The sequence below is a fragment of the Streptomyces sp. NPDC007157 genome, from assembly GCF_040634235.1.
Lineage (GTDB): Bacteria > Actinomycetota > Actinomycetes > Streptomycetales > Streptomycetaceae > Streptomyces.
The window spans coordinates 316980-335943 of record NZ_JBEYFE010000001.1; the positions used below are offsets into that span (position 1 = coordinate 316980).

Consider the following 18964-nt stretch of genomic DNA (forward strand, 5'->3'; position numbering starts at 1 on the left):
ACGGGGTGACCGTTCCTGGGCGCGCGCGAGGAAGCACGCGCCCAGGAGACGGCCGCCGTGGACCCCGCTGGGGGCCACGGCTGCCGGCCGGGAGCCGTCCCTCCTGGCCGGAGCTGAGCAGTCGTATGACTGAAGTGACGTACGGGGGTCAGGAGTTACCGTGCGGCGAGGTGCGCCAGCCGCTGGGCCTCGGCCCGCGTGGCGCGGGCGATCTCGTCCTCGTCGACGTGCAGCAGGCGGTTGCCCTCGACGATCTGACGGCCGTTCACGAAGGAGGCCGTGACCGGGGCGGCCGCGCCGAAGACCAGGGCGGTCACCGGGTCGGCGATGGAGGCGTGGGCGAGGGTGTCCAGCTTCCAGAGCACCAGGTCGGCGAGCTTGCCGGGTTCCAGGGAGCCGATCTGGCTTGCGCGGCCCAGGACCTGGGCGCCGCCGTAGGTGCCGAGGCGCAGCGCCTGGCGGGCGTTGAGGGCGGCCTCCCGGTGCGCGCCGAGGCGGTTGATCAGCAGCGCGTTGCGCAGTTCGGTGTGGAGTTCGCCGGACTCGTTGGACGCGGTGCCGTCGACGCCGAGACCGACCGGGACGCCGGCGGCGAGCATGTCGGGGACGCGGGCGATGCCGGCCGCGAGGCGGGCGTTGGAGGACGGGCAGTGCGCCACACCGGTCTTCGTGCGGGCGAACGCGGCGATGTCGGAGTCGTTCATGTGGACGCAGTGCGCCATCCACACGTCCTCGCCGAGCCAGCCGGTGGACTCGAAGTAGTCGGTCGGGCCCATCCCGAACAGCTCCTTGCAGAACTGCTCCTCCTCGACGGTCTCCGAGCCGTGGGTGTGCAGTCGCACCCCGAGGCGGCGGGCCAACTCGGCTCCCTGCCGCAGGAGTTGGGTGGAGACGGAGAACGGCGAGCAGGGGGCGACGGCCACCTGGGTCATCGCGTCGAAGGAGGGGTCGTGGTGCTCCTCGACGGTCGCCTCGGTGGCGGCGAGGGCGCCTTCGAGGGTCTCGACGGCGAAGTCCGGGGGCAGTCCGCCGTCCTTCTCGCTGCGGTCCATGGAGCCGCGGGCGAGGGTGAAGCGGACGCCGGTCTCGCGGGCGGCGCGGATGATGGCGCCGGAGAGGTCGCCGGAGTCCTTCGGGTAGACGTAGTGGTGGTCCATCGCGGTGGTGACGCCGCCGCGGGCCATCATCGCGAGCGAGCCCTGGGCGGCCGCGTACACCATCGGCTCGTCGATGCGCGCCCAGGTCGGGTACAGCGCGACCAGCCAGTTGAAGAGGTTGTGGTCGGTGGCCAGGCCCCGGGTGATCCACTGGTAGTAGTGGTGGTGGGTGTTGACCAGGCCGGGCGTCACCAGATGACCCGTGGCGTCGATACGGCGTACGACGTTCTCCAGGCCCTCGGGTGCCCGGCCCGCGCCGAGCGACTCGATACGGTTGCCGGCGATGACGACGTACCCGCTCGCGTACTCGGTGTCGTGGGCGTCGACGGTCGCGATCGAACAGTTCTCGATGACGGTGCGCTGGTCTGCTGCCATGATTCGTCCTTTTCGCTCAGTGGACTTGTGGTGAGGGCACGGCAGGACCCTGGGAATTTGAGTGCCGCGGCCGGATCGCTGGGCGTCACCGGCCGCGGGTGCCGAGAATGTGGCGTGGATCAGAGGTTGGTGAGATCCACCGGGATCTTCGCCGGGCAGCCGTCCCGGAGGACGGTCGCCTCGATCAGGCCGTAGGGCCGGTCGGCGGCGTAGTACACGGCGCCGTCTTCGGTGGCGTTCTTGAGTCCGAACGGCTCCAGGTCGACCAGGAAGTGGTGCTTGTTCGGCAGCGAGAAGCGGACCTCGTCGATCTCGCCGCGGTTGTTGAGGATGCGCGAGCCCATCTGGTACAGCGTCTGCTGGAGCGAGAGGGAGTACGTCTCGGCGAAGGCCTGGAGCATGTGCTTCCTGGTCTGCTCGTAGGACTTCTCCCAGTTGGGCATCTTCTGCTCGTCGTCGGTCCAGTTGAACCGCCAGCGGGCGGAGACCTGGGTGGCGAGGATGCGGTCGTAGGCCTCGGGGAGGGTCGTGTACTTGTCCTTGACGTAGCCCCAGAACTCGGAGTTGGTCGAGTTCATCACGACCAGGTCCTTCAGGCCGGATATCACCTCCCAGGAGTCACCGTCGTAGGTGATCTGGGTGAGCCGGGTCTCCTGGCCCTTGCGTACGAAGGAGTGCTTGACCTCCTCCGCGCCGATGAACTTGGAGTTGGCGTCGGAGGCCTCGATGCGCTCCCAGGCGTACTCCTCGATCCGGATCCGGGCGGTCTGGATCGGCTCCTGGCTGGTCACGAAGTGCCGGGCCAGATGGATGCCGAACTGCTCGGCCGACTCGATGCCGTGCTCCTTGGCGAACGCGAACACCGTGTTCTTGGTGGTGTCGGTCGGCAGGACGTTGGCGTTGGAGCCGGAGTAGTGGACCTCGTCCATGTCGCCGGAGAGCGACACCGACACGTTCAGGTCCTTGATGTGGTGGGTGGCACCGTCCCGCGTGATCTTCACGACCCGGTTCTCGGCCTTGCCGTACTGGTTCTGTCCCAGGGTGACAGAGTGGGCAGGGCGGGAATTGGCGGTCATTAGCTAGCTCCCTCGGTAAACGGAGTAGCCGAACGGGTTGAGCAGCAGCGGTACGTGGTAGTGCTCGCCCGGCACGACGGCGAACGTGATCGCCACCTCCGGGAAGAACACGGCCGGTCCGCTGTCCCGATTCGCGGGGGCGTCCTGCTGCGCATCGGCTTGCTTCTTCGCGAACTTTTCGAAATACGGCTCCACGGCGAAGTCGAGCCGTACGTGGGTGGTCCCCTCCGGCAGCGCCGGCAGGTCCTTGCACCGGCCGTCGGTGTCGGTCGCGCTGCCGCCGAGCGCCTGCCAGCCCGCGTCACGGCCCTCGCGGGCGGACAGTTGGACGGCGACGCCCGCGGCGGGACGGCCGAGCGAGGTGTCCAGGATGTGAGTGGACACGGAGGCGGTGGTGCTGGTGCTCATGGTGTCAGGCGTCCTCTGCGACGAGTCGGGCGAGCCGGATGCGGTTGATCTTGCCCAGTTCGGCGCGGACGATCTCCCGCTCCTGCTCGGGCGCGTTGCCGATCCGCTCCTCGACCGCGTCCCGCATCTCCTCGGCGCTGCGGCCGGTGGCGCAGATCAGGAAGACATGGCCGAACTTCTCCTGGTACGCCAGGTTGAGTTCGAGCATCTGCGCCTTGAGCGCTTCGGCGGCGCCGGCCATGCCGGACTGCTCGCGGGCCGAGGTGGGGTCACCGGGCTTGGGGCGGCCGATCGGCGGGTGACCGGCCATGGCCTCCGCCAGGTCGGCCGGGCCCAGGTCGGCCATGGCCGCGTCACTGGCGGAGCAGAGGTCCTCGGGGGTGGCGTAGGGGCGGGCGGCGAGCAGGCGCCGGGCCCATGCGGTGGAGGCACACGCCTCGTGGAGGGCGGCGAAGGCCGCGTGCTCCTCCAGATCATTGAACCGGGCCAGACCCGGGGGCGTGGAAGTCGACGTCACGGGAGCCTCCGTGGCCGTAGGCGGCCTTCGTGCTGAACGGGCTGCCGTTAGCTAACGCCCTCCGGAACCCAGCGTCAACACTTTGTTGAAAATTCCGCGTAACAACCCCGGGGTCCGACCCGCGGGTCAGCTCTCCTTCTCGCGGTTGAGGTAGTTGTAGACGGTGAAGCGGCTCACGCCGAGCGCGCCCGCCACGGTCTCCACACCGTGCCGTACGGAGAAGGCGCCCCGCGCCTCCAGTATGCGCACGACCTCCTGCTTCGCCTTGCGGTCCAGGTCGGCCAGCGGCTTGCCCTGCTTGCGCTCCATGGCGGCCAGGATGTGGTCGAGCGAGTCGGCGAGCTGCGGCAGCCGTACGGCGACCACGTCGACGCCCTCCCAGGCGAGCACGACGTCGTCGGCGCCGGCCTCGTCGGGCGGGAGCAACTCGCCGCCCATGGCGTCGACCAGCGGCTTCACCGCCGTGATGAAGGGCTCGTCCGCGTTTCCGGTCACTTGTCGCCGTCCTCCCCCACCACGTTGACCTGGAGCGAGATCCGGGTGGCCCCGGCCTCCAGGGTCTGACGCAGCAGCGCGTCCACGGCGGTGAGCACGGCGTCGGCGCCGCCTTCCGCCGTGTTCCCGAACGGTCCGACGTCCACCGCGTCCAGCTGAGCACCCTCGATGACCTCACGGGCGACCAGCGCGTGTGCGGGTGCCTCGTCTAGATCGAAGGGCTCGGTCGTGAACTCCACTCTCAATCGCATTGCGCCCCCAGAAAACGTCCCTGACCTGCGCTTCGGCCGACCGCTGCACAGCCGCGACGCGTCCCGGGCCAGTCAATTCCACCGCGACGGAGCCGCTGCGTCCGCCACGAGCCGACCCTAGCCGAACCGGGCGCCCCTGCGCCCGGCCGTCTGTCAGGCCGTTCGTCCGGTGGCTCGGCCCAGGGCCCGCTCGAATGTGCCGTACATGGTGGCCCTCGCGATCGCGTGGCTGAACAGCAGGAAGTCCATGGCGGCCGGGGTCGACGCCTCGGAGACCCCGAGTTCTGCCACGCCGACGGCATGGACCACGAGGAAGTAGCGGTCCGGGCCGTTGCCCGGAGGGGGCGCGGGGCCGAGGTACCTCCGGTAGCCGGCGTCGTTGGCCAGCGTCAGCGCGTTTCCGGGCAGGGCTCTGCCGTCTCCCGCCCCGGCCGGAAGGCCGGTCGCGGAGGCGGGCAGGTCGGCCACCGCCCAGTGCCAGAAGCCGGAGGCGGTCGGTACGTCGGGGTCGAACATCGCCACCGTGAAACTCCGCGTCTCCTCGGGAAAGCCGGACCAGCTCAGCTGCGGTGAGACGTCCGCCCCGCCCGCCCCCAGGATGCCGCTCACCTGCTCGCGGGCCAGTCGGCCGCCGTCGGCCACGGATTCCGAGGTCAACGAGAAGGTCCTGATCTCCGGCATGAAATCGTATGGGCCATAGGGTTTGATCATGGCAATCCTTCGTAGATCCGGGATTGTTCCGCAAGCCGGCCGAGCAACTCCTCGTCGCTCCCCGGATCTTCGATCATGCACCGCTCCCGCAGTGCGCCGCATCGCGTACGTCCCCCGATCGGCCCCGAGTTGCCGGTCCCGGGTGGCCCGCTCAGACTTGATGTTCCTGTATTCGCGGGTCAGCAACGGCATCCACTGGTCCGGACGAAAGCGAGGCCGCCCGATGCGGATGCGAGCAGCTCGGATGCACGGATACCGGCAACCCCTTCGCATCGACGAGGTCCCCGTGCCCGATCCAGGGCCGGACGGCGCGGACTACGGGATCAACGTCAGGGACAAGTCCACCGAGGCCGTCCAGGACGAACTGGAGAGCCTGACCGGCCGGCGGACGATCGACGCCGTCCTGGACTGCGTCGGCAGCGAGGCGTCCATCTCCATGGGGTTCGACCTGCTGGGCCCGGAAGGCGCACTGGCAGCCGTCGGCCTCATGAGCGACCGCGTCGAACACCGCCAGTTCCCCTTCGTCGGCACGGAGTTGTCCTACCTCGGTTCCTTCTGGGGCAACCACCTGGACCTCGTCGAGGTACTCTCCCTCGCCGAAGCCGGCCTCGTCACGCAGAACGTCACCGAGGTCGGACTCGAAGACGTCAACGAGAACCTGGAGGCCCTGGGCCGCGGCGACGTGGTTGGACGCCAGGTCATCGTCTTCGACTGAACCCCGCGTCCTCCCGGCTCAGCCGCGCTTCTTGCGCAGGAAGCTTCGCAGGCGCCGCTCCGGCCAGGTGTTGATCACATCGTCCTTGGTGAGCCAGCCGCGCTGGGCGGTGCCGATGCCGTAGCGCATGACGGCCAGCTGGGGGACGGCGTGGGCGTCGCTGTTCACGGCGAACTTCACGCCGTGCCGCCGGGCCCGCAGGATGTCCTCGTCGCGCAGGTCGAGGCGGTTCGGGTGGGCGTTGATCTCCAGGGCCGTGCCGGTGCGGGCGCAGGCCGCGAAGACCGCGTCGAGGTCGGCGTCGATGCCGGGCCGCCTGCCGATGAGGCGGGTGGTGGGGTGGCCGATGATGTGGACGTACGGGTTCTCGCAGGCCCGCACGAGCCGCCGGGTCAGGGCGTCGCGCCCCTGGTTGAAGTGCGAGTGGATCGAGGCCACGCACAGGTCGAACCCGGCGAGGAAGTCGTCCGGCCAGTCCACCCCGCCCTCGGGGCCGATGTTCAGCTCGGTGCCGTGCAGCAGCCGCAGTCCGCCGCGCCGGCCCTTGGTGGGGTACGTGCCGTCCAGCTCGCGCACCCGTTCCCGCTGGGCCAGCATCCGCTCGTCGGTCATGCGCTGCATGGCCAGGTCGGGCGCGTGGTCGGTGATCGCGTAGTAGGCGTAGCCGCGCCGGGCGGCCGCCGCCACCATCTCCTCCAGCGGAGCGAACCCGTCGGTGAGGTCGGTGTGGGTGTGCAGGTCGCCGCGCAGGTCGGCCTCGGTGACCAGCTCCGGCAGCTCGTCCCGCAGCCCCGCCTCGATCTCGCCGCGGTCCTCGCGCAGGGGCGGCGGGATCCAGGGCAGCCCGAGGCGGCCGTACACCTCCTCCTCGGTCTCCGAGACGATCTTCTCGCCGCTCTCGACGTCGAAGAGCCCGTACTCGGAGAGCTTCAGCTTCTGGTGCACGGCCCGTTCGCGGGTGCGGATGTTGTGGGCCTTGGAGCCGGTGAAGTACTGGAGCGCCGCGCCCCAGGAGTCCGGCGGCACGACCCGCAGGTCGACGTTGAGCCCTTTGTCGGTGCGGACCGACGTTTTGGTCTCGCCCTGCCCGATGACCTCGGTGACGTACGGCAGCCCGGTGAACGCCGACATGATCGGCGCCGACTTCTCCGCCGCGACGAGGATGTCGATGTCACCGATCGTCTCGCGCCGGCGGCGCAGTGAACCGGCGTAGGCGCACTTCTCGCAGCCGGTCACCGCGGACAGCGCTTCGACGATGCTCTCCGCCAGGTCCATGGCGACGTCGATCCGCACCCGGCCCCCGGCCGACCGGAGCAGCTCGATGCCGTGCAGGAGGTTCTCCTCGGTCTTCGGCCCGAAGCCCTTGAGGTCGCGCAGCCGCTCCTGGTGAATGGCCTCGGCCAGCTCCTCGACCGAGGCGACGCCCAGTTCCTCGTAGAGCGTCATCGCCTTCTTCGGGCCGAGGGTGGGGATGGCGGTCAGCCGCCGTACCCCGGCGGGGATCTTCGCCCGCAGCTCCTCCACGGCGGACACGCTGCCCCGGTCGAAGAACTCCAGGACCTTCTGGGCGATCGACTTCCCGACGTTCGGGATCCCCTGGAGCCCCTTGAGGTCGAGCGTGGCGACATCGGCGTGGTGACCGCCGACCGCGCGGGCGGCCTTCTCGTAGACCCGCGCCCTGAAGGCGTCCCCACCGGTGATGGAGATCAGGTCCGCGTACTCCTGGAGCAGCGCGGCGACCTCGTCGTTGGACCGTGCCATGCCTTCAGCGTAGGGCGCGGGTTTTGCGCGGGCGCTCTTGACAGCGCTCCCCGGTCGCAGGCAGTCTTCCGTTAAGCAGAAATCAACTTCCGTAATACGGAAATACAGACAGCGGAAGGGAGCGCCGACCCCCATGCCAGGATTTGAATTGAGCGCAGCCGCAGAGCAGCGCTTCAACGTCAACCTGTCGATCCTCTTCACGGAACTCCCGCTCCTGGAGCGCCCCGCGGCCGCCGCCGCGGCCGGCTTCGGCGCGGTCGAGCTGTGGTGGCCCTGGGTCGACTCCCCCACCCCCGAGCGCTCCGAACTCGACGCGCTGAAGAGTGCGATCGAGGACGCGGGCGTGCGGCTGACGGGCCTGAACTTCTACGCCGGACAGCTGCCCGGCCCCGACCGGGGTGCCCTGTCGATCCCGGGCGCGGAGTCGGAGAGGTTCCGCGCCAACATCGAGGTGGCGGCCGGCTTCGCGCAGTCGCTCGGCTGCGGGGCGCTCAACGCGCTGTACGGCAACCGCGTCGAGGGCGTGGACCCGGCCGAGCAGGACGCGCTGGCCCTGGAGAACCTGGCACTGGCGGCCCGCGCGGCCGACCGGATCGGCGCGGTGCTCCTGATCGAGACCCTCAACCGGCCCGAGTCGCCGCGGTACCCGCTGGTGAGCGCACCGGCGGGCGTCGACGTCGTCGACAAGGTCAACGAGGCCACGGGACTCGGCAACGCGCGCTTCCTCATGGACCTCTACCACCTGTCCATGAACGGCGAGGACCTGCCGTCGGTGATCGAGCGGTACGCCGCGAAGACCGGCCACGTGCAGATCGCCGACAACCCCGGCCGCGGCGCCCCGGGCACGGGTTCGCTCCCCCTCGCGGAGCTGCTCGACCAGCTGGCGAAGGCCGGTTACGACGGCTGGGTGGGCCTGGAGTACAAGCCGGGCGACCGCCCGAGCGCCGAGGCCTTCGACTGGCTCCCGCGCGACGCCCGCGCCACCCGCTGAACTCCCCGACTTCGCAGAGCAGTTGAGAGAGGCACCGCCATCATGAGCACCCATTCCTCCAACCCGACCCGCCCGGCGATCGCATGGATCGGTCTCGGCATCATGGGCTCCCCCATGTCCGAGAACCTGATCAAGGCGGGCTACGACGTCACCGGCTTCACCCTGGAACAGGAGAAGCTGGACCGGCTGACCGCCGCCGGCGGCACCGCGGCCTCCTCGATCGCCGAGGCCGTGCGCGACGCCGACGTGGTCATCACGATGGTGCCCGCGTCGCCGCAGGTCGAGGCCATCGCCTACGGCCCCGAGGGCATCCTGGAGAACGCGAAGCCCGGCGCGCTGCTGATCGACATGTCGTCCATCACCCCGCAGACCTCAGTCGACCTGGCGAAGGCGGCCGGGAGCAAGGGCATCCGCGTCCTGGACGCGCCGGTGTCCGGCGGCGAGGCCGGGGCGATCGAGGCCGTACTGTCCATCATGGTCGGCGGCGAGCAGGCCGACTTCGACACCGCCGAGCCGATCTTCGAGGCGCTGGGCAGGACCATCGTGCTGTGCGGTCCGCACGGCTCCGGCCAGACCGTGAAGGCCGCCAACCAGCTGATCGTCGCCGTGAACATCCAGGCGTGCGCCGAGGCCGTGGTCTTCCTGGAGAAGTCCGGCGTGGACCTGACGGCCGCGCTGGACGTACTGAACGGCGGCCTGGCCGGCTCGACCGTGCTGACGCGGAAGAAGGACAACTTCCTGAACCGCGACTTCGCCCCGGGCTTCCGGATCGACCTGCACCACAAGGACATGGGCATCGTGACCGACGCGGCCCGCAACGTCGGCGCGGCCCTGCCGGTCGGTGCCGTGGTGGCCCAACTGGTCGCCTCCCTGCGCGCGCAGGGCGACGGCGGCCTGGACCACTCCGCGCTGCTGCGCGCGGTCGAGCGCCTCTCCGGCGCCCAGGTCTGAGCCGCACCCCACGACTTCCGGGCGGCGCCGTCGCTGACAACTGTCCTGTCGCGCCCAGGCGACGGCGCCGCCCGGAAACCACTTCAACAAACTGTTGACGTCCCAGCCGACCCGATCCTAGGCTCCACAAAGCGGAAATTGATTTCCGCTGACACTCGCACGGAAGGTCCACGATGTCGAAGCGCGTGCTCACCACCGAGTCCGGCGCCCCGGTCGCCGACAACCAGAACTCCGCCTCCGCCGGCGTCGGCGGCCCGCTCCTCCTCCAGGACCAGCACCTCCTGGAGAAGCTCGCGCGCTTCAACCGCGAGCGGATCCCGGAGCGCGTGGTGCACGCCCGCGGCAGTGGCGCCTACGGCTACTTCGAGGTGACCGACGACGTCACCGGCTTCACCCACGCCGACTTCCTGAGCACGGTCGGCAGGCGCACCGAGGTCTTCCTGCGGTTCTCGACGGTCGCCGACTCCCTCGGCGGCGCCGACGCCGTACGCGACCCGCGCGGCTTCGCCGTCAAGTTCTATACGGCGGAGGGCAACTACGACCTCGTCGGGAACAACACCCCGGTGTTCTTCATCAAGGACCCCATCAAGTTCCCGGACTTCATCCACTCGCAGAAGCGCGACCCCTTCACGGGCCGTCAGGAGCCGGACAACGTCTGGGACTTCTGGGCGCACTCCCCCGAGGCCACGCACCAGGTGACCTGGCTGATGGGCGACCGCGGCATCCCGGCGTCGTACCGCCACATGAACGGCTACGGCTCGCACACCTACCAGTGGACGAACGCCGAGGGCGCCGCCTTCTTCGTGAAGTACCACTTCAAGACCAACCAGGGCGTGCGCAGCCTGAGCGGTGAGCAGGCGGCGGAGCTCGCGGGCAAGGACCCCAACTCGCACCAGACGGACCTGCTCCAGGCCATCGAGCGGGGCGTGAACCCGTCCTGGACCCTGTATGTCCAGATCATGCCGGCGGCCGAGGCGGCGGACTACCGCTTCAACCCCTTCGACCTGACCAAGGTGTGGCCGCACCGGGACCACCCGCTCCAGCGGGTCGGCCGCCTGGTCCTGGACCGCAACCCGGACAACGTCTTCGCCGAGGTCGAGCAGGCCGCGTTCGCCCCGAACAACTTCGTGCCGGGCATCGGCCCCTCCCCCGACAAGATGCTCCAGGGCCGGCTGTTCGCCTACGCGGACGCGCACCGCTACCGCCTGGGCGTCAACCACACCCTGCTGGCCGTCAACGCCCCGAGGGCGACGACCGCGCAGAACTACGGCCGGGACGGCTTCATGGCCGTCAACCCGCAGGGCCGGCACGCCAGGAACTACGAGCCGAACTCGTACGACGGCCCGGTGGAGACCGGCCGTCCGCTGGCGGCCCCGCTGGCCGTCACCGGCCACACCGGCACCCACGAGGCCCCGGCGCACACCAAGGACGACGACTTCCACCAGGCGGGCGAGCTGTACCGGCTGATGTCCGAGGAGGAGAAGCGGCGTCTGGTCGCGAACATCGCCGGTGGCCTCTCGCAGGTCTCCCGCGACGACGTGATCGAGAAGAACCTGGCCCACTTCCACGCCGCCGACCCCGAGTACGGCAAGCGCGTGGAGGAGGCGGTCCGCGCCCTGCGCGAGGACTGACACAGACGGCCCGCGCACGGCCGGACGGCCCGGATGAGGGGTGGCCGGCCGGAGGTGCGCGGGCGTGGCAAGGACCGCGGCGGCGTGCGAGCCAGTGCGGTGGTGAAGGAACCGAGCGCCCTTCTCGACCTGAGGGAAGCGAGCCCGGGCTCCGTCGCACCCGCCGCGGTCCCAGCCGTTCCGGACCCCGTCCGGCGGCGCGAACGACCTGTCGCGCCCAGCCTCGCGCCGTCGGACGGCCACAGCCGAAGAAGCCCACCGAGCGCCGGAGCGCCGGATGCGGAACCGTCCGCGTCCTCCGCTCCGGCGCTTCGGCGTACCCGCGTCCGCGCTTCGGCGTGCGCATCCGCCCCGGCCGCAGCAGGCTGAAGGCATGACAGCACACCCACCCACGGAGTTCCCGCACATCGTCGTGCACGCTCCCGCCCTGGACGGCTCCCGACGGGTCACCGAGGCAGACGTGACCCTGGGGATCGCCTCGCATCTCGACGACGTGGTCGAGATCCTGCGGATGGCCGATCTGGACCGGATCGAGGTCGAGGAGAGCGACCTCATCGAGTGGCAGGGCGGCGGACCGGACGACTGGCCGGGACTCACCGAGCATCCCGAAAGCCCCTGAACCCAGGTAAAGCGGATGGCGAATCCTCAAATCAAGCTCTGAATCATGTTCAACATGCTTCAACCGCCCCGGTCGTGGGGCATATTCACTGCACACGGAGGCCGCCGGCACGGGGGCGGCGGCCCCCGTGTCACCCACAGCGCGAAGCGGGCGGCCCATCCTTCCGGATGGACCGCCCGCTCTGTTGTGCCCCGGTTCTCGTGCCCCGGTGCCCCGCTCGTCGTGCCCGGCTGTGGTGCGGCGGCTCAGACCTTCAGCGTCCTGGCGGCTCAGACCTCAGGCGTCCTGGCGGCTCAGACCTTCAGCGTCCTGATCGACGTCGGCGCATGCCCGGGCTCGGTCGCGATCTCCTCGAACTCGACGACGTTGCCGATGTCGTTGGTCGTGGACATCGAGATGTTGGTGACCCGCTCCAGGATCGCCTCCACCACCACCGGCACCTGGTGCTCCTGCGCCAGCTTCTTCGCCTGCTCGAAGGCCGCGCCCAGTTCGTTCGGGTCGGTCACCCGGATCGCCTTGCAGCCCAGGCCCTCGGCGACCTTCACATGGTCGACGCCGTAGACGCCGAGCTCGGGCGAGTTGATGTTCTCGAACTCCAGGTTGACCTGGAAGTCGATGTCGAACGCCCGCTGCGCCTGGCGGATCAGGCCCAGGTAGGAGTTGTTGACGAGGACGTGGACGTACGGGATCTTGTGCTGCGCGCCGACCGCCAGCTCCTCCAGCATGAACTGGAAGTCGTAGTCGCCGGAGAGGGCCACCACGGAGGCCTCCGGGTCGGCCTTGGCCACGCCCAGGGCGGCCGGGATCGTCCAGCCGAGGGGGCCCGCCTGGCCGCAGTTGATCCAGTGCCGCGGCCTGAAGACGTGCAGCATCTGGGCGCCGGCGATCTGCGAGAGGCCGATCGTGGAGACGTACCGGGTCTCCGGGCCGAAGGCCTTGTTCATCTCCTCGTAGACCCGCTGCGGCTTGATCGGGATGTCGTCGAAGTGGGTACGGCGCTGGAGGGTCGCCTTCTTCTCCTGGGCCGCGGCGGCCCACTCGCTCCGGTCGGGGAGCCTGCCCGCCGCCTTCGACTCCCGCGCCACCTCGACGAAGAGCTCCAGCGCGGCCTTGGCGTCGGAGGCGATGCCGTAGTCGGGGGCGAAGATCTTGCCGATCTGGGTGGGCTCGATGTCGACGTGCACGAACTTCCGGCCGGCCGTGTAGACGTCCAGTTTGCCGGTGTGGCGGTTGGCCCAGCGGTTGCCGATGCCGAGGACGAAGTCGGACTCCAGGAAGGTCGCGTTGCCGTAGCGGTGCGAGGTCTGCAGGCCCACCATGCCGGCGTTCAGCTCGTGGTCGTCGGGGAGCACGCCCCAGCCCATCAGGGTGGGGACCACCGGGATCCCCGTCAACTCCGCGAATTCCACCAGCAGTTCGGCGGCGTCGGCGTTGATGACTCCGCCGCCCGCGACGATCAGCGGCCGCTCGGAGGCGTTCAGCAGGCCGATCGCCTTCTCGATCTGGGCGCGGGTCGCGGCCGGCTTGTAGACCGGCAGCGGCTCGTAGGTCTCCGGGTCGAACTCGATCTCGGTGAGCTGGACGTCGATCGGCAGGTCGATCAGGACCGGGCCGGGGCGGCCGGAGCGCATCAGGTGGAAGGCCTGCTGGAAGACGCCGGGGACCTGGGCCGCCTCCAGCACGGTGACCGCCATCTTCGTCACCGGCTTGGCGATCGAGGCGATGTCGACGGCCTGGAAGTCCTCCTTGTGGATCACCGCGGTCGGCGCCTGGCCGGTGACGCAGAGGATCGGAATGGAGTCGCCGGTGGCCGAGTACAACCCGGTGATCATGTCGGTGCCGGCCGGACCGGAGGTGCCGATGCAGACGCCGATGTTGCCGGGACGGGTCCGGGTGTAGCCCTCGGCCATGTGCGAGGCGCCCTCCACATGGCGGGCGAGGGTGTGGTTGATGCCTCCGGAGGCCTTGAGCGCCGCGTAGAACGGGTTGATCGCCGCGCCCGGCACCCCGAACGCGGCGCTGACGCCCTCGCGCTTGAGGATCTCAACTGCCGCGCGGGCAGCGGTCATTCGAGCCATGGAGTACTCCTGCTTCGGCTGTCGGATGCCTGCTCCCGTCGCGCCCCGCGGTGAGCATAATTCCGCAATACGGAAATTAACTTCTACTATCTGAAATCAATGTAGGCGCGGGGACGAACGTCGTCAAGGGACGGACAACCGGGCCCCGGCAGGAGCACCATGGGACCGCTGAACCGACGCGACGCCTGGGGTGGGGGCCATGTCCGAGACCGTGCCGGTGCGCTGTCCGGCCTGTCGGCGCGAGCACGTCTACACCGCGCCTTCGTACCCGTGCGCCTGCGGCGCCCCGGTCGCCCCGTGCCTCGACGGCGGGACCGCGCCGACCCCGGTGGCGCACCGCGCCTGGGACGAGGACTGGGTGACGGTGAGCTGCGGCTCCTGCGGCCGCCGGGACCAGTGGCCACAGCCGGAGCTGGGCTGCCCGTGCGGGGCGGTGCTGCGCGTCCCGGTCGCCGGGACCGAGTCCGCGCCCGCGCCGGCCCCCGAGCCGCGGTCGCCCTTCCAGCCGGTCACGATCCGGACCGCCCGGGACGCGGTCACCGCCGCCGCGCTCTATCTGCGCTGGCTCGGCTACCGGGACATACGCCGCGCCGACCAGCGGCCGCCGTCCGGCATAGGCCTGGCCGCGCGCGGTCTGGTCGCCCAGGTGGACCCGACCGTGCGGCCGGCCTCGCTGCGGGACGTGGAGTGCCTGTGGCTGACGGCGATGACGGAGGACTCCGGCTGCGTGTACTTCTCCCTCGCGGGGTACGCCGAGGACGCGCGTGAGCGGGCCGACGCGCTGGGGATACCGCTCTTCGTCCTGGACCTCGCGGGGACGCCGCAGCCGGTCAACAGTCCCGCCGACGAACTGCACGGCACAGGTGCGTGACCGCCTGCGGGCCGGCGGGGGGCCTGGCGCGCCCACGCGCCGGTGGCCGCACACCGGCACGGCCCCGCGCCCCTTACGGGGCGCGGTCCCTCACCCGGCGCTGTACCGCTCCCGCAGTTCGATCTTCCGTACCTTCCCCGACACCGTCATGGGGAAGGTCTCCAGGATCTGGATCCGGCTCGGCACCTTGTAGTGGGCCAGGCGGCCCTCGCAGAAGGCCCGCAGGTCCTCCAGGGTGAGCGGCTCGGCCGGGTCGTGCGGGATGACGCAGGCCAGGACCTCCTCGCCGTACCTCTCGTGCGGCACCCCGACCACCTGGACGTCACGGATCCTCGGGTGGGCGTAGAGGAACTCCTCGATCTCGCGCGGGTAGATGTTCTCGCCACCCCGGATGATCATGTCCTTGATCCGGCCGACGATCTCGACGTATCCGTCGTCACGCATCATCGCCAGGTCGCCGGTGTGCATCCAGCGCCCGGGGTCGACGGCCTCCGCGGTCTTCTCGGGCTCGTTCCAGTAGCCGAGCATCACGCTGTAGCCCCGGGTGCACAACTCGCCTGCCGTTCCCCTGGGTCGGGTGACACCGGTGGCCGGGTCGACGATCTTCACCTCCAGGTGCGGCAGCACCCGGCCGACCGTGCCGGTGCGGTGTTCCAGGTCGTCGTCGATACGGGTCTGCAGGGACACCGGGCTGGTCTCGGTCATGCCGTAGCAGATGGAGACCTCCGCCATGTGCATCTCCGCGACCACCCGCTTCATCACCTCGACCGGGCAGGGCGAGCCCGCCATGATGCCGGTGCGCAGCGTGGAGAGGTCGTAGGAGGCGAAGCCGGGGAGGTTCAGCTCCGCGATGAACATGGTCGGCACGCCGTACAGCGAGGTACAGCGCTCCCGCTGGACCGCCTCCAGGGTGGCCTCGGGGTCGAAGGACGGGGCCGGGATCACGATGCAGGCGCCGTGCGAGGTGGCGGCCAGGTTGCCCATCACCATGCCGAAGCAGTGGTAGAAGGGCACCGGGATGCAGATCCGGTCCTGCTCGGTGTAGGAGATCAGCTCTCCGACGAAGTAGCCGTTGTTGAGGATGTTGTGGTGGGAGAGGGTGGCCCCCTTCGGGAAGCCGGTCGTCCCCGAGGTGTACTGGATGTTGATCGGGTCGTCGCAGGACAACTCCGCCGTGCGGGCCGCCAGTTCGGCACTCCGCCCCGCGGTGCCGCGCGCGATCAGCGCATCCCAGCCGGGGTCCCCGATGTACACGGTCTCCCGCAACTCCGGGCACCTGCCCCGCACTTCCTCCACCATCGCCCGGTAGTCGCTGCTCTTGTGGCGGAGGGAGGCGAACAGCAGGGAGATCCCCGCCTGGTTGAGGACGTACTCGACCTCGTGGGTGCGGTAGGCCGGGTTGATGTTCACCATGATCGCGCCGATGCGCGCGGTGGCGTACTGCACCAGCACCCACTCGGCGCAGTTGACCGCCCAGATGCCCACCCGGTCGCCCTTGGCGATGCCGCTCGCCAGCAACGCGTACGCCAACCGGTCGACGTCGGCGGCGAATTCGCCGTACGTCCAGCGCCGCCCGGACGGCACGTCGACGAGTGCCTCCCGGTCCGGCCAGGCCGTGACGGCCCGGTCGAGGTTGGCGCCGATCGTGTCGCCGAGCAGCACCGTCCCGCTCGTGCCGTGTACGTACGAGATGCTCACCGGAAGTCCTCCTCGCGATACTCGTCGGCCGACCCCGTCGCCGTGGCCTCGCGCAGTTCGATCCGCCGGATCTTTCCGGACACGGTCTTGGGCAGCGGCGCGAACTCCAGCCGCCGGACCCGCTTGTACGGCGCCAGGACCTGGCGGGAGTGCTCGAAGAGCACCTTCGCGGTGTCCGGGCCGGGCTCCCAGCCCGCCGCGAGGACGATGTACGCCTTGGGCACGGCCAGCCGCAGCTCGTCAGGCGCCGGGACGACGGCCGCCTCGGCCACCGCCTCGTGCTCCAGGAGCGCGCTCTCCAGCTCGAAGGGACTGATCTTGTAGTCGGACGCCTTGAACACGTCGTCCGCGCGGCCGACATAGGTGATGTAGCCGTCCTCGTCCCGGGCGCCGATGTCACCGGTGCGGTAGTAGCCGCCGGCCATCGCCTCCGCCGTACGGTCCGCGTCCCCGTGGTAGCCGGTCATCAGGCCCACCGGCCGCGCCGACAGGTCGAGGGCGATCTCGCCCTCCGTCGCCCCCGGCGCACCCGACACCGGGTCGAGCAGTTCCACGCGGTATCCCGGGCTCGGCCGGCCCATCGACCCGGTCTTCAGCGGCTGCCCGGGGCTGTTGGAGACCTGGACGGCCGTCTCGGTCTGCCCGAACCCGTCCCGGACGGTGACGTTCCAGGCCCGCCGGACCTGCTCGATCACCTCGGGGTTGAGCGGCTCGCCGGCCGCCACCACCTCACGGGGCGGGGTGCGCAGCTGGGTCAGATCGGCCTGGATCAGCATCCGCCACACGGTCGGCGGAGCGCAGAAGGAGGTCACCCCGTGCCGGTCCATCTCGGCCATCAGTCGGCCCGCGTCGAAGCGGCTGTAGTTGTGGATGAAGACGGTCGCCTCCGCGTTCCACGGCGCGAACAGGTTCGACCAGGCGTGCTTGGCCCAGCCCGGCGAGGAGATGTTCAGATGGACGTCGCCGGGCTTGAGGCCGATCCAGTACAGGGTGGCCAGATGGCCGATGGGGTACGAGGTGTGGGTGTGCTCGACCAGCTTGGGCCGGGCGGTGGTGCCCGAGGTGAAGTAGAGCATCAGCGGGTCGTCGGCGAGCGTCGGCCCGTCCGGCAGGAACTCGGCGGGCGCCACGTACGCGTCCTCGTACGCCTCCCAGCCCTCCGCCGGTCCGCCCACCGCGATCCGGGTGTACACCCCCGGTACCTCGGCGAACTTGGCGGCGTCCGCGGCGCGCGTGATGACGTGCTTCACCCGGCCCCGGTCTACACGGTCGCGCAGGTCGGCCGGGCCGAGCAGCGGGGTGGCCGGGATGACGACGGCGCGCAGCTTCATCGCGGCCAGCGCGGTCTCCCACAGCTCGGCCTGGTTGCCGAGCATGACGAGGACGCGGTCCTCCGGCTCGACGCCCCGCGCCCGCAGATGGTTCGCGACCCGGTCGGAGCGTTCGGACAGCTCGGCGAAGGACAGCTTCGTCTCGGTGCCGTCCTCCTCGACGATGTGCAGGGCGGTGCGATCGTTGCCCTCGGCGATGACGTCGAACCAGTCCAGCGCCCAGTTGAAGTGGTCCGGCCGCGGCCACGCGAAGCCCTCGTAGGCGGCGGCATAGTCTGCCCGGTGTTCCAGCAGGAAGTCCCGTGCCCTGCGGAAGTCCTCCGTCGCACTCGTCATACGCGTCTCCTTCGGTACCGGACCATTGCCGGGCGGCTCTCTGGCATCGTGTAATCCGTGATGCAGGTCTCACTACCCCCGAACGGGGGTGTGGGCAGCACGAAGCCGGGGTCGAAGGGGCAGGACAGGTGGCAGCAGAGGTCGCGGGGGCGGTGGAGATACGCGGTGCGCTGGCCAGACTCCGGCGCGCCACCGGGCTCCCGATCGCCTTCGGCGGGCTCGTCGACGCCGACCGGCCGCAGGTCCGGATCAGCGAGCTGACCGGCGCCAACACGGCCGCCCTGCGCTCGCTCGCGGTCAGCTCGGGCAACGGACTGGGCGGCAAGGCGGTCATGCTGGCCCGGCCGTGCGCGGTCACCGACTACTCCGTCTCCCGGCAGATCAGCCACGAGTACGACATCCCGGTGGCGGCCGAGGGCATCCGCTCGGTGCTCGCGGTGCCCGTGGTGGTACGGCGCCGGGTGCGGGGCGTCCTGTACGGCGCGCTGCGCACCGCCCAGCCGCTGGGTGACCGCACGCTGGGCGCGGCGGTGGCGGCGGCGCGGGACGTGGAGCAGGCCCTCGTCGTACGGGACGAGGCCCGGGGCCTGCTGGCGGCGGCGCGGCCGGAGCCCGCCGCGGTGGCGGATCCGGGGGCCGCCTGGGAACAGGTGCGGGAGGCGCATGCCGCACTGCGGGCGCTGGCCCCGCGGATCGCCGACCCCGGGCTGCGCGCCGAACTGCTCGCCGCCTGCGGACTGCTGACCACCCAGGCGTCTGCGGCCGAGAGGACGCTGGCGCCCAGGGAGCTGGATGTGCTGGCCTGGGTGGCGGCCGGTGCCACCAACGCGGCGGTGGCCGAGCGACTCGGACTGCGGCCCGAGACGGTCAAGGGCTATCTGCGCTCGGCGATGCGGAAACTGGGCGCGCACACCCGGGGGGAGGCGGTGTCGGCGGCTCGTCGGACGGGGTTGTTGCCGTAGCGGAGGGAAGCAATTCCATTCATGCATGCG

General features: G+C 70.3%; 18 protein-coding genes. 7 read left to right on the plus strand and 11 right to left on the minus strand.

Annotated features, from left to right (window positions below; genetic code table 11):
- Positions 1-155: 155 nt before the first annotated feature.
- The 7 genes from ABZ642_RS01415 to ABZ642_RS01445 form a co-directional block, all read right to left on the minus strand.
- Positions 156-1532, minus strand: a complete 1377-nt coding sequence (locus tag ABZ642_RS01415; protein ID WP_360475204.1) for an 8-oxoguanine deaminase — start codon at positions 1530-1532, stop codon at positions 156-158.
- Between the two features lie 119 nt (positions 1533-1651).
- Positions 1652-2608 carry a factor-independent urate hydroxylase gene (gene pucL / locus ABZ642_RS01420; RefSeq protein WP_360475207.1) on the minus strand — a complete coding sequence of 319 codons (957 nt, stop codon included), beginning with the start codon at positions 2606-2608 and terminating at the stop codon, positions 1652-1654.
- 3 nt (positions 2609-2611) lie between these two features.
- Positions 2612-3016, minus strand: a complete 405-nt coding sequence (gene uraH / locus ABZ642_RS01425) for a hydroxyisourate hydrolase (RefSeq protein ID WP_360475210.1) — start codon at positions 3014-3016, stop codon at positions 2612-2614.
- 4 nt (positions 3017-3020) lie between these two features.
- The gene (gene uraD / locus ABZ642_RS01430) at positions 3021-3533 is read right to left on the minus strand and encodes a 2-oxo-4-hydroxy-4-carboxy-5-ureidoimidazoline decarboxylase (RefSeq protein ID WP_360475213.1); all 513 of its coding nucleotides are present in this window, start codon (positions 3531-3533) and stop codon (positions 3021-3023) included.
- A 126-nt stretch (positions 3534-3659) separates the two neighbouring features.
- On the minus strand, positions 3660-4028 hold the full coding sequence (locus ABZ642_RS01435; protein ID WP_360475216.1) for a helix-turn-helix domain-containing protein: 369 nt from the start codon (positions 4026-4028) through the stop codon (positions 3660-3662).
- A complete protein-coding gene (locus tag ABZ642_RS01440; protein WP_360475219.1) occupies positions 4025-4279 on the minus strand; it encodes a hypothetical protein in 255 nt (84 codons plus the stop codon). Before ABZ642_RS01440 ends, ABZ642_RS01435 begins: the two co-directional genes overlap by 4 nt.
- 153 nt (positions 4280-4432) lie before the next feature.
- A complete protein-coding gene (locus ABZ642_RS01445) occupies positions 4433-4990 on the minus strand; it encodes a YbhB/YbcL family Raf kinase inhibitor-like protein (RefSeq protein ID WP_360475222.1) in 558 nt (185 codons plus the stop codon).
- A 286-nt stretch (positions 4991-5276) separates the two neighbouring features.
- On the opposite strand from ABZ642_RS01445, the gene ABZ642_RS01450 reads away from it, so the two are divergent.
- Complete coding sequence (locus tag ABZ642_RS01450; RefSeq protein WP_360475225.1) at positions 5277-5705, plus strand: zinc-binding dehydrogenase; 429 nt, start codon at positions 5277-5279, stop codon at positions 5703-5705.
- 18 nt (positions 5706-5723) lie between these two features.
- Here the strand turns inward: ABZ642_RS01450 and polX are convergent, their stop codons facing one another.
- Positions 5724-7466 carry a DNA polymerase/3'-5' exonuclease PolX gene (polX, locus tag ABZ642_RS01455; RefSeq protein WP_360475228.1) on the minus strand — a complete coding sequence of 581 codons (1743 nt, stop codon included), beginning with the start codon at positions 7464-7466 and terminating at the stop codon, positions 5724-5726.
- Positions 7467-7599: 133 nt separating this feature from the next.
- Here polX and ABZ642_RS01460 point away from each other — a divergent pair, with 133 nt between their 5' ends.
- The 4 genes from ABZ642_RS01460 to ABZ642_RS01475 all read left to right on the plus strand — a co-directional run bounded on the left by ABZ642_RS01460 (position 7600) and on the right by ABZ642_RS01475 (position 11658).
- Positions 7600-8457 carry a TIM barrel protein gene (locus tag ABZ642_RS01460; RefSeq protein ID WP_360475231.1) on the plus strand — a complete coding sequence of 286 codons (858 nt, stop codon included), beginning with the start codon at positions 7600-7602 and terminating at the stop codon, positions 8455-8457.
- A 42-nt stretch (positions 8458-8499) separates the two neighbouring features.
- Positions 8500-9408, plus strand: a complete 909-nt coding sequence (locus ABZ642_RS01465) for a 2-hydroxy-3-oxopropionate reductase (protein WP_360475234.1) — start codon at positions 8500-8502, stop codon at positions 9406-9408.
- 173 nt (positions 9409-9581) lie between these two features.
- Positions 9582-11039: a catalase gene (locus ABZ642_RS01470; protein ID WP_360475237.1), complete on the plus strand. Its 1458-nt coding sequence runs from the start codon at positions 9582-9584 to the stop codon at positions 11037-11039.
- Positions 11040-11412: 373 nt separating this feature from the next.
- Entirely contained in the window at positions 11413-11658 is a 246-nt protein-coding gene (locus ABZ642_RS01475) for a hypothetical protein (protein WP_360475240.1), read from the plus strand.
- Positions 11659-11951: 293 nt separating this feature from the next.
- Here the strand turns inward: ABZ642_RS01475 and gcl are convergent, their stop codons facing one another.
- Entirely contained in the window at positions 11952-13736 is a 1785-nt protein-coding gene (gene gcl / locus ABZ642_RS01480; RefSeq protein WP_360475242.1) for a glyoxylate carboligase, read from the minus strand.
- A gap of 199 nt (positions 13737-13935) precedes the next feature.
- On the opposite strand from gcl, the gene ABZ642_RS01485 reads away from it, so the two are divergent.
- On the plus strand, positions 13936-14607 hold the full coding sequence (locus tag ABZ642_RS01485; RefSeq protein ID WP_360475245.1) for a hypothetical protein: 672 nt from the start codon (positions 13936-13938) through the stop codon (positions 14605-14607).
- Positions 14608-14697: 90 nt separating this feature from the next.
- Here the strand turns inward: ABZ642_RS01485 and ABZ642_RS01490 are convergent, their stop codons facing one another.
- Together ABZ642_RS01490 and ABZ642_RS01495 are read right to left on the minus strand one after the other, a co-directional pair.
- Positions 14698-16299: an AMP-binding protein gene (locus ABZ642_RS01490; protein ID WP_360476056.1), complete on the minus strand. Its 1602-nt coding sequence runs from the start codon at positions 16297-16299 to the stop codon at positions 14698-14700.
- Positions 16300-16301: 2 nt separating this feature from the next.
- The gene (locus ABZ642_RS01495; protein ID WP_360475248.1) at positions 16302-17972 is read right to left on the minus strand and encodes an AMP-binding protein; all 1671 of its coding nucleotides are present in this window, start codon (positions 17970-17972) and stop codon (positions 16302-16304) included.
- A gap of 128 nt (positions 17973-18100) precedes the next feature.
- Between ABZ642_RS01495 and ABZ642_RS01500 the strand changes: the two genes are divergently transcribed.
- Positions 18101-18934, plus strand: a complete 834-nt coding sequence (locus ABZ642_RS01500; RefSeq protein WP_360475251.1) for a helix-turn-helix transcriptional regulator — start codon at positions 18101-18103, stop codon at positions 18932-18934.
- The last annotated feature ends 30 nt before the right edge of the window (positions 18935-18964 follow it).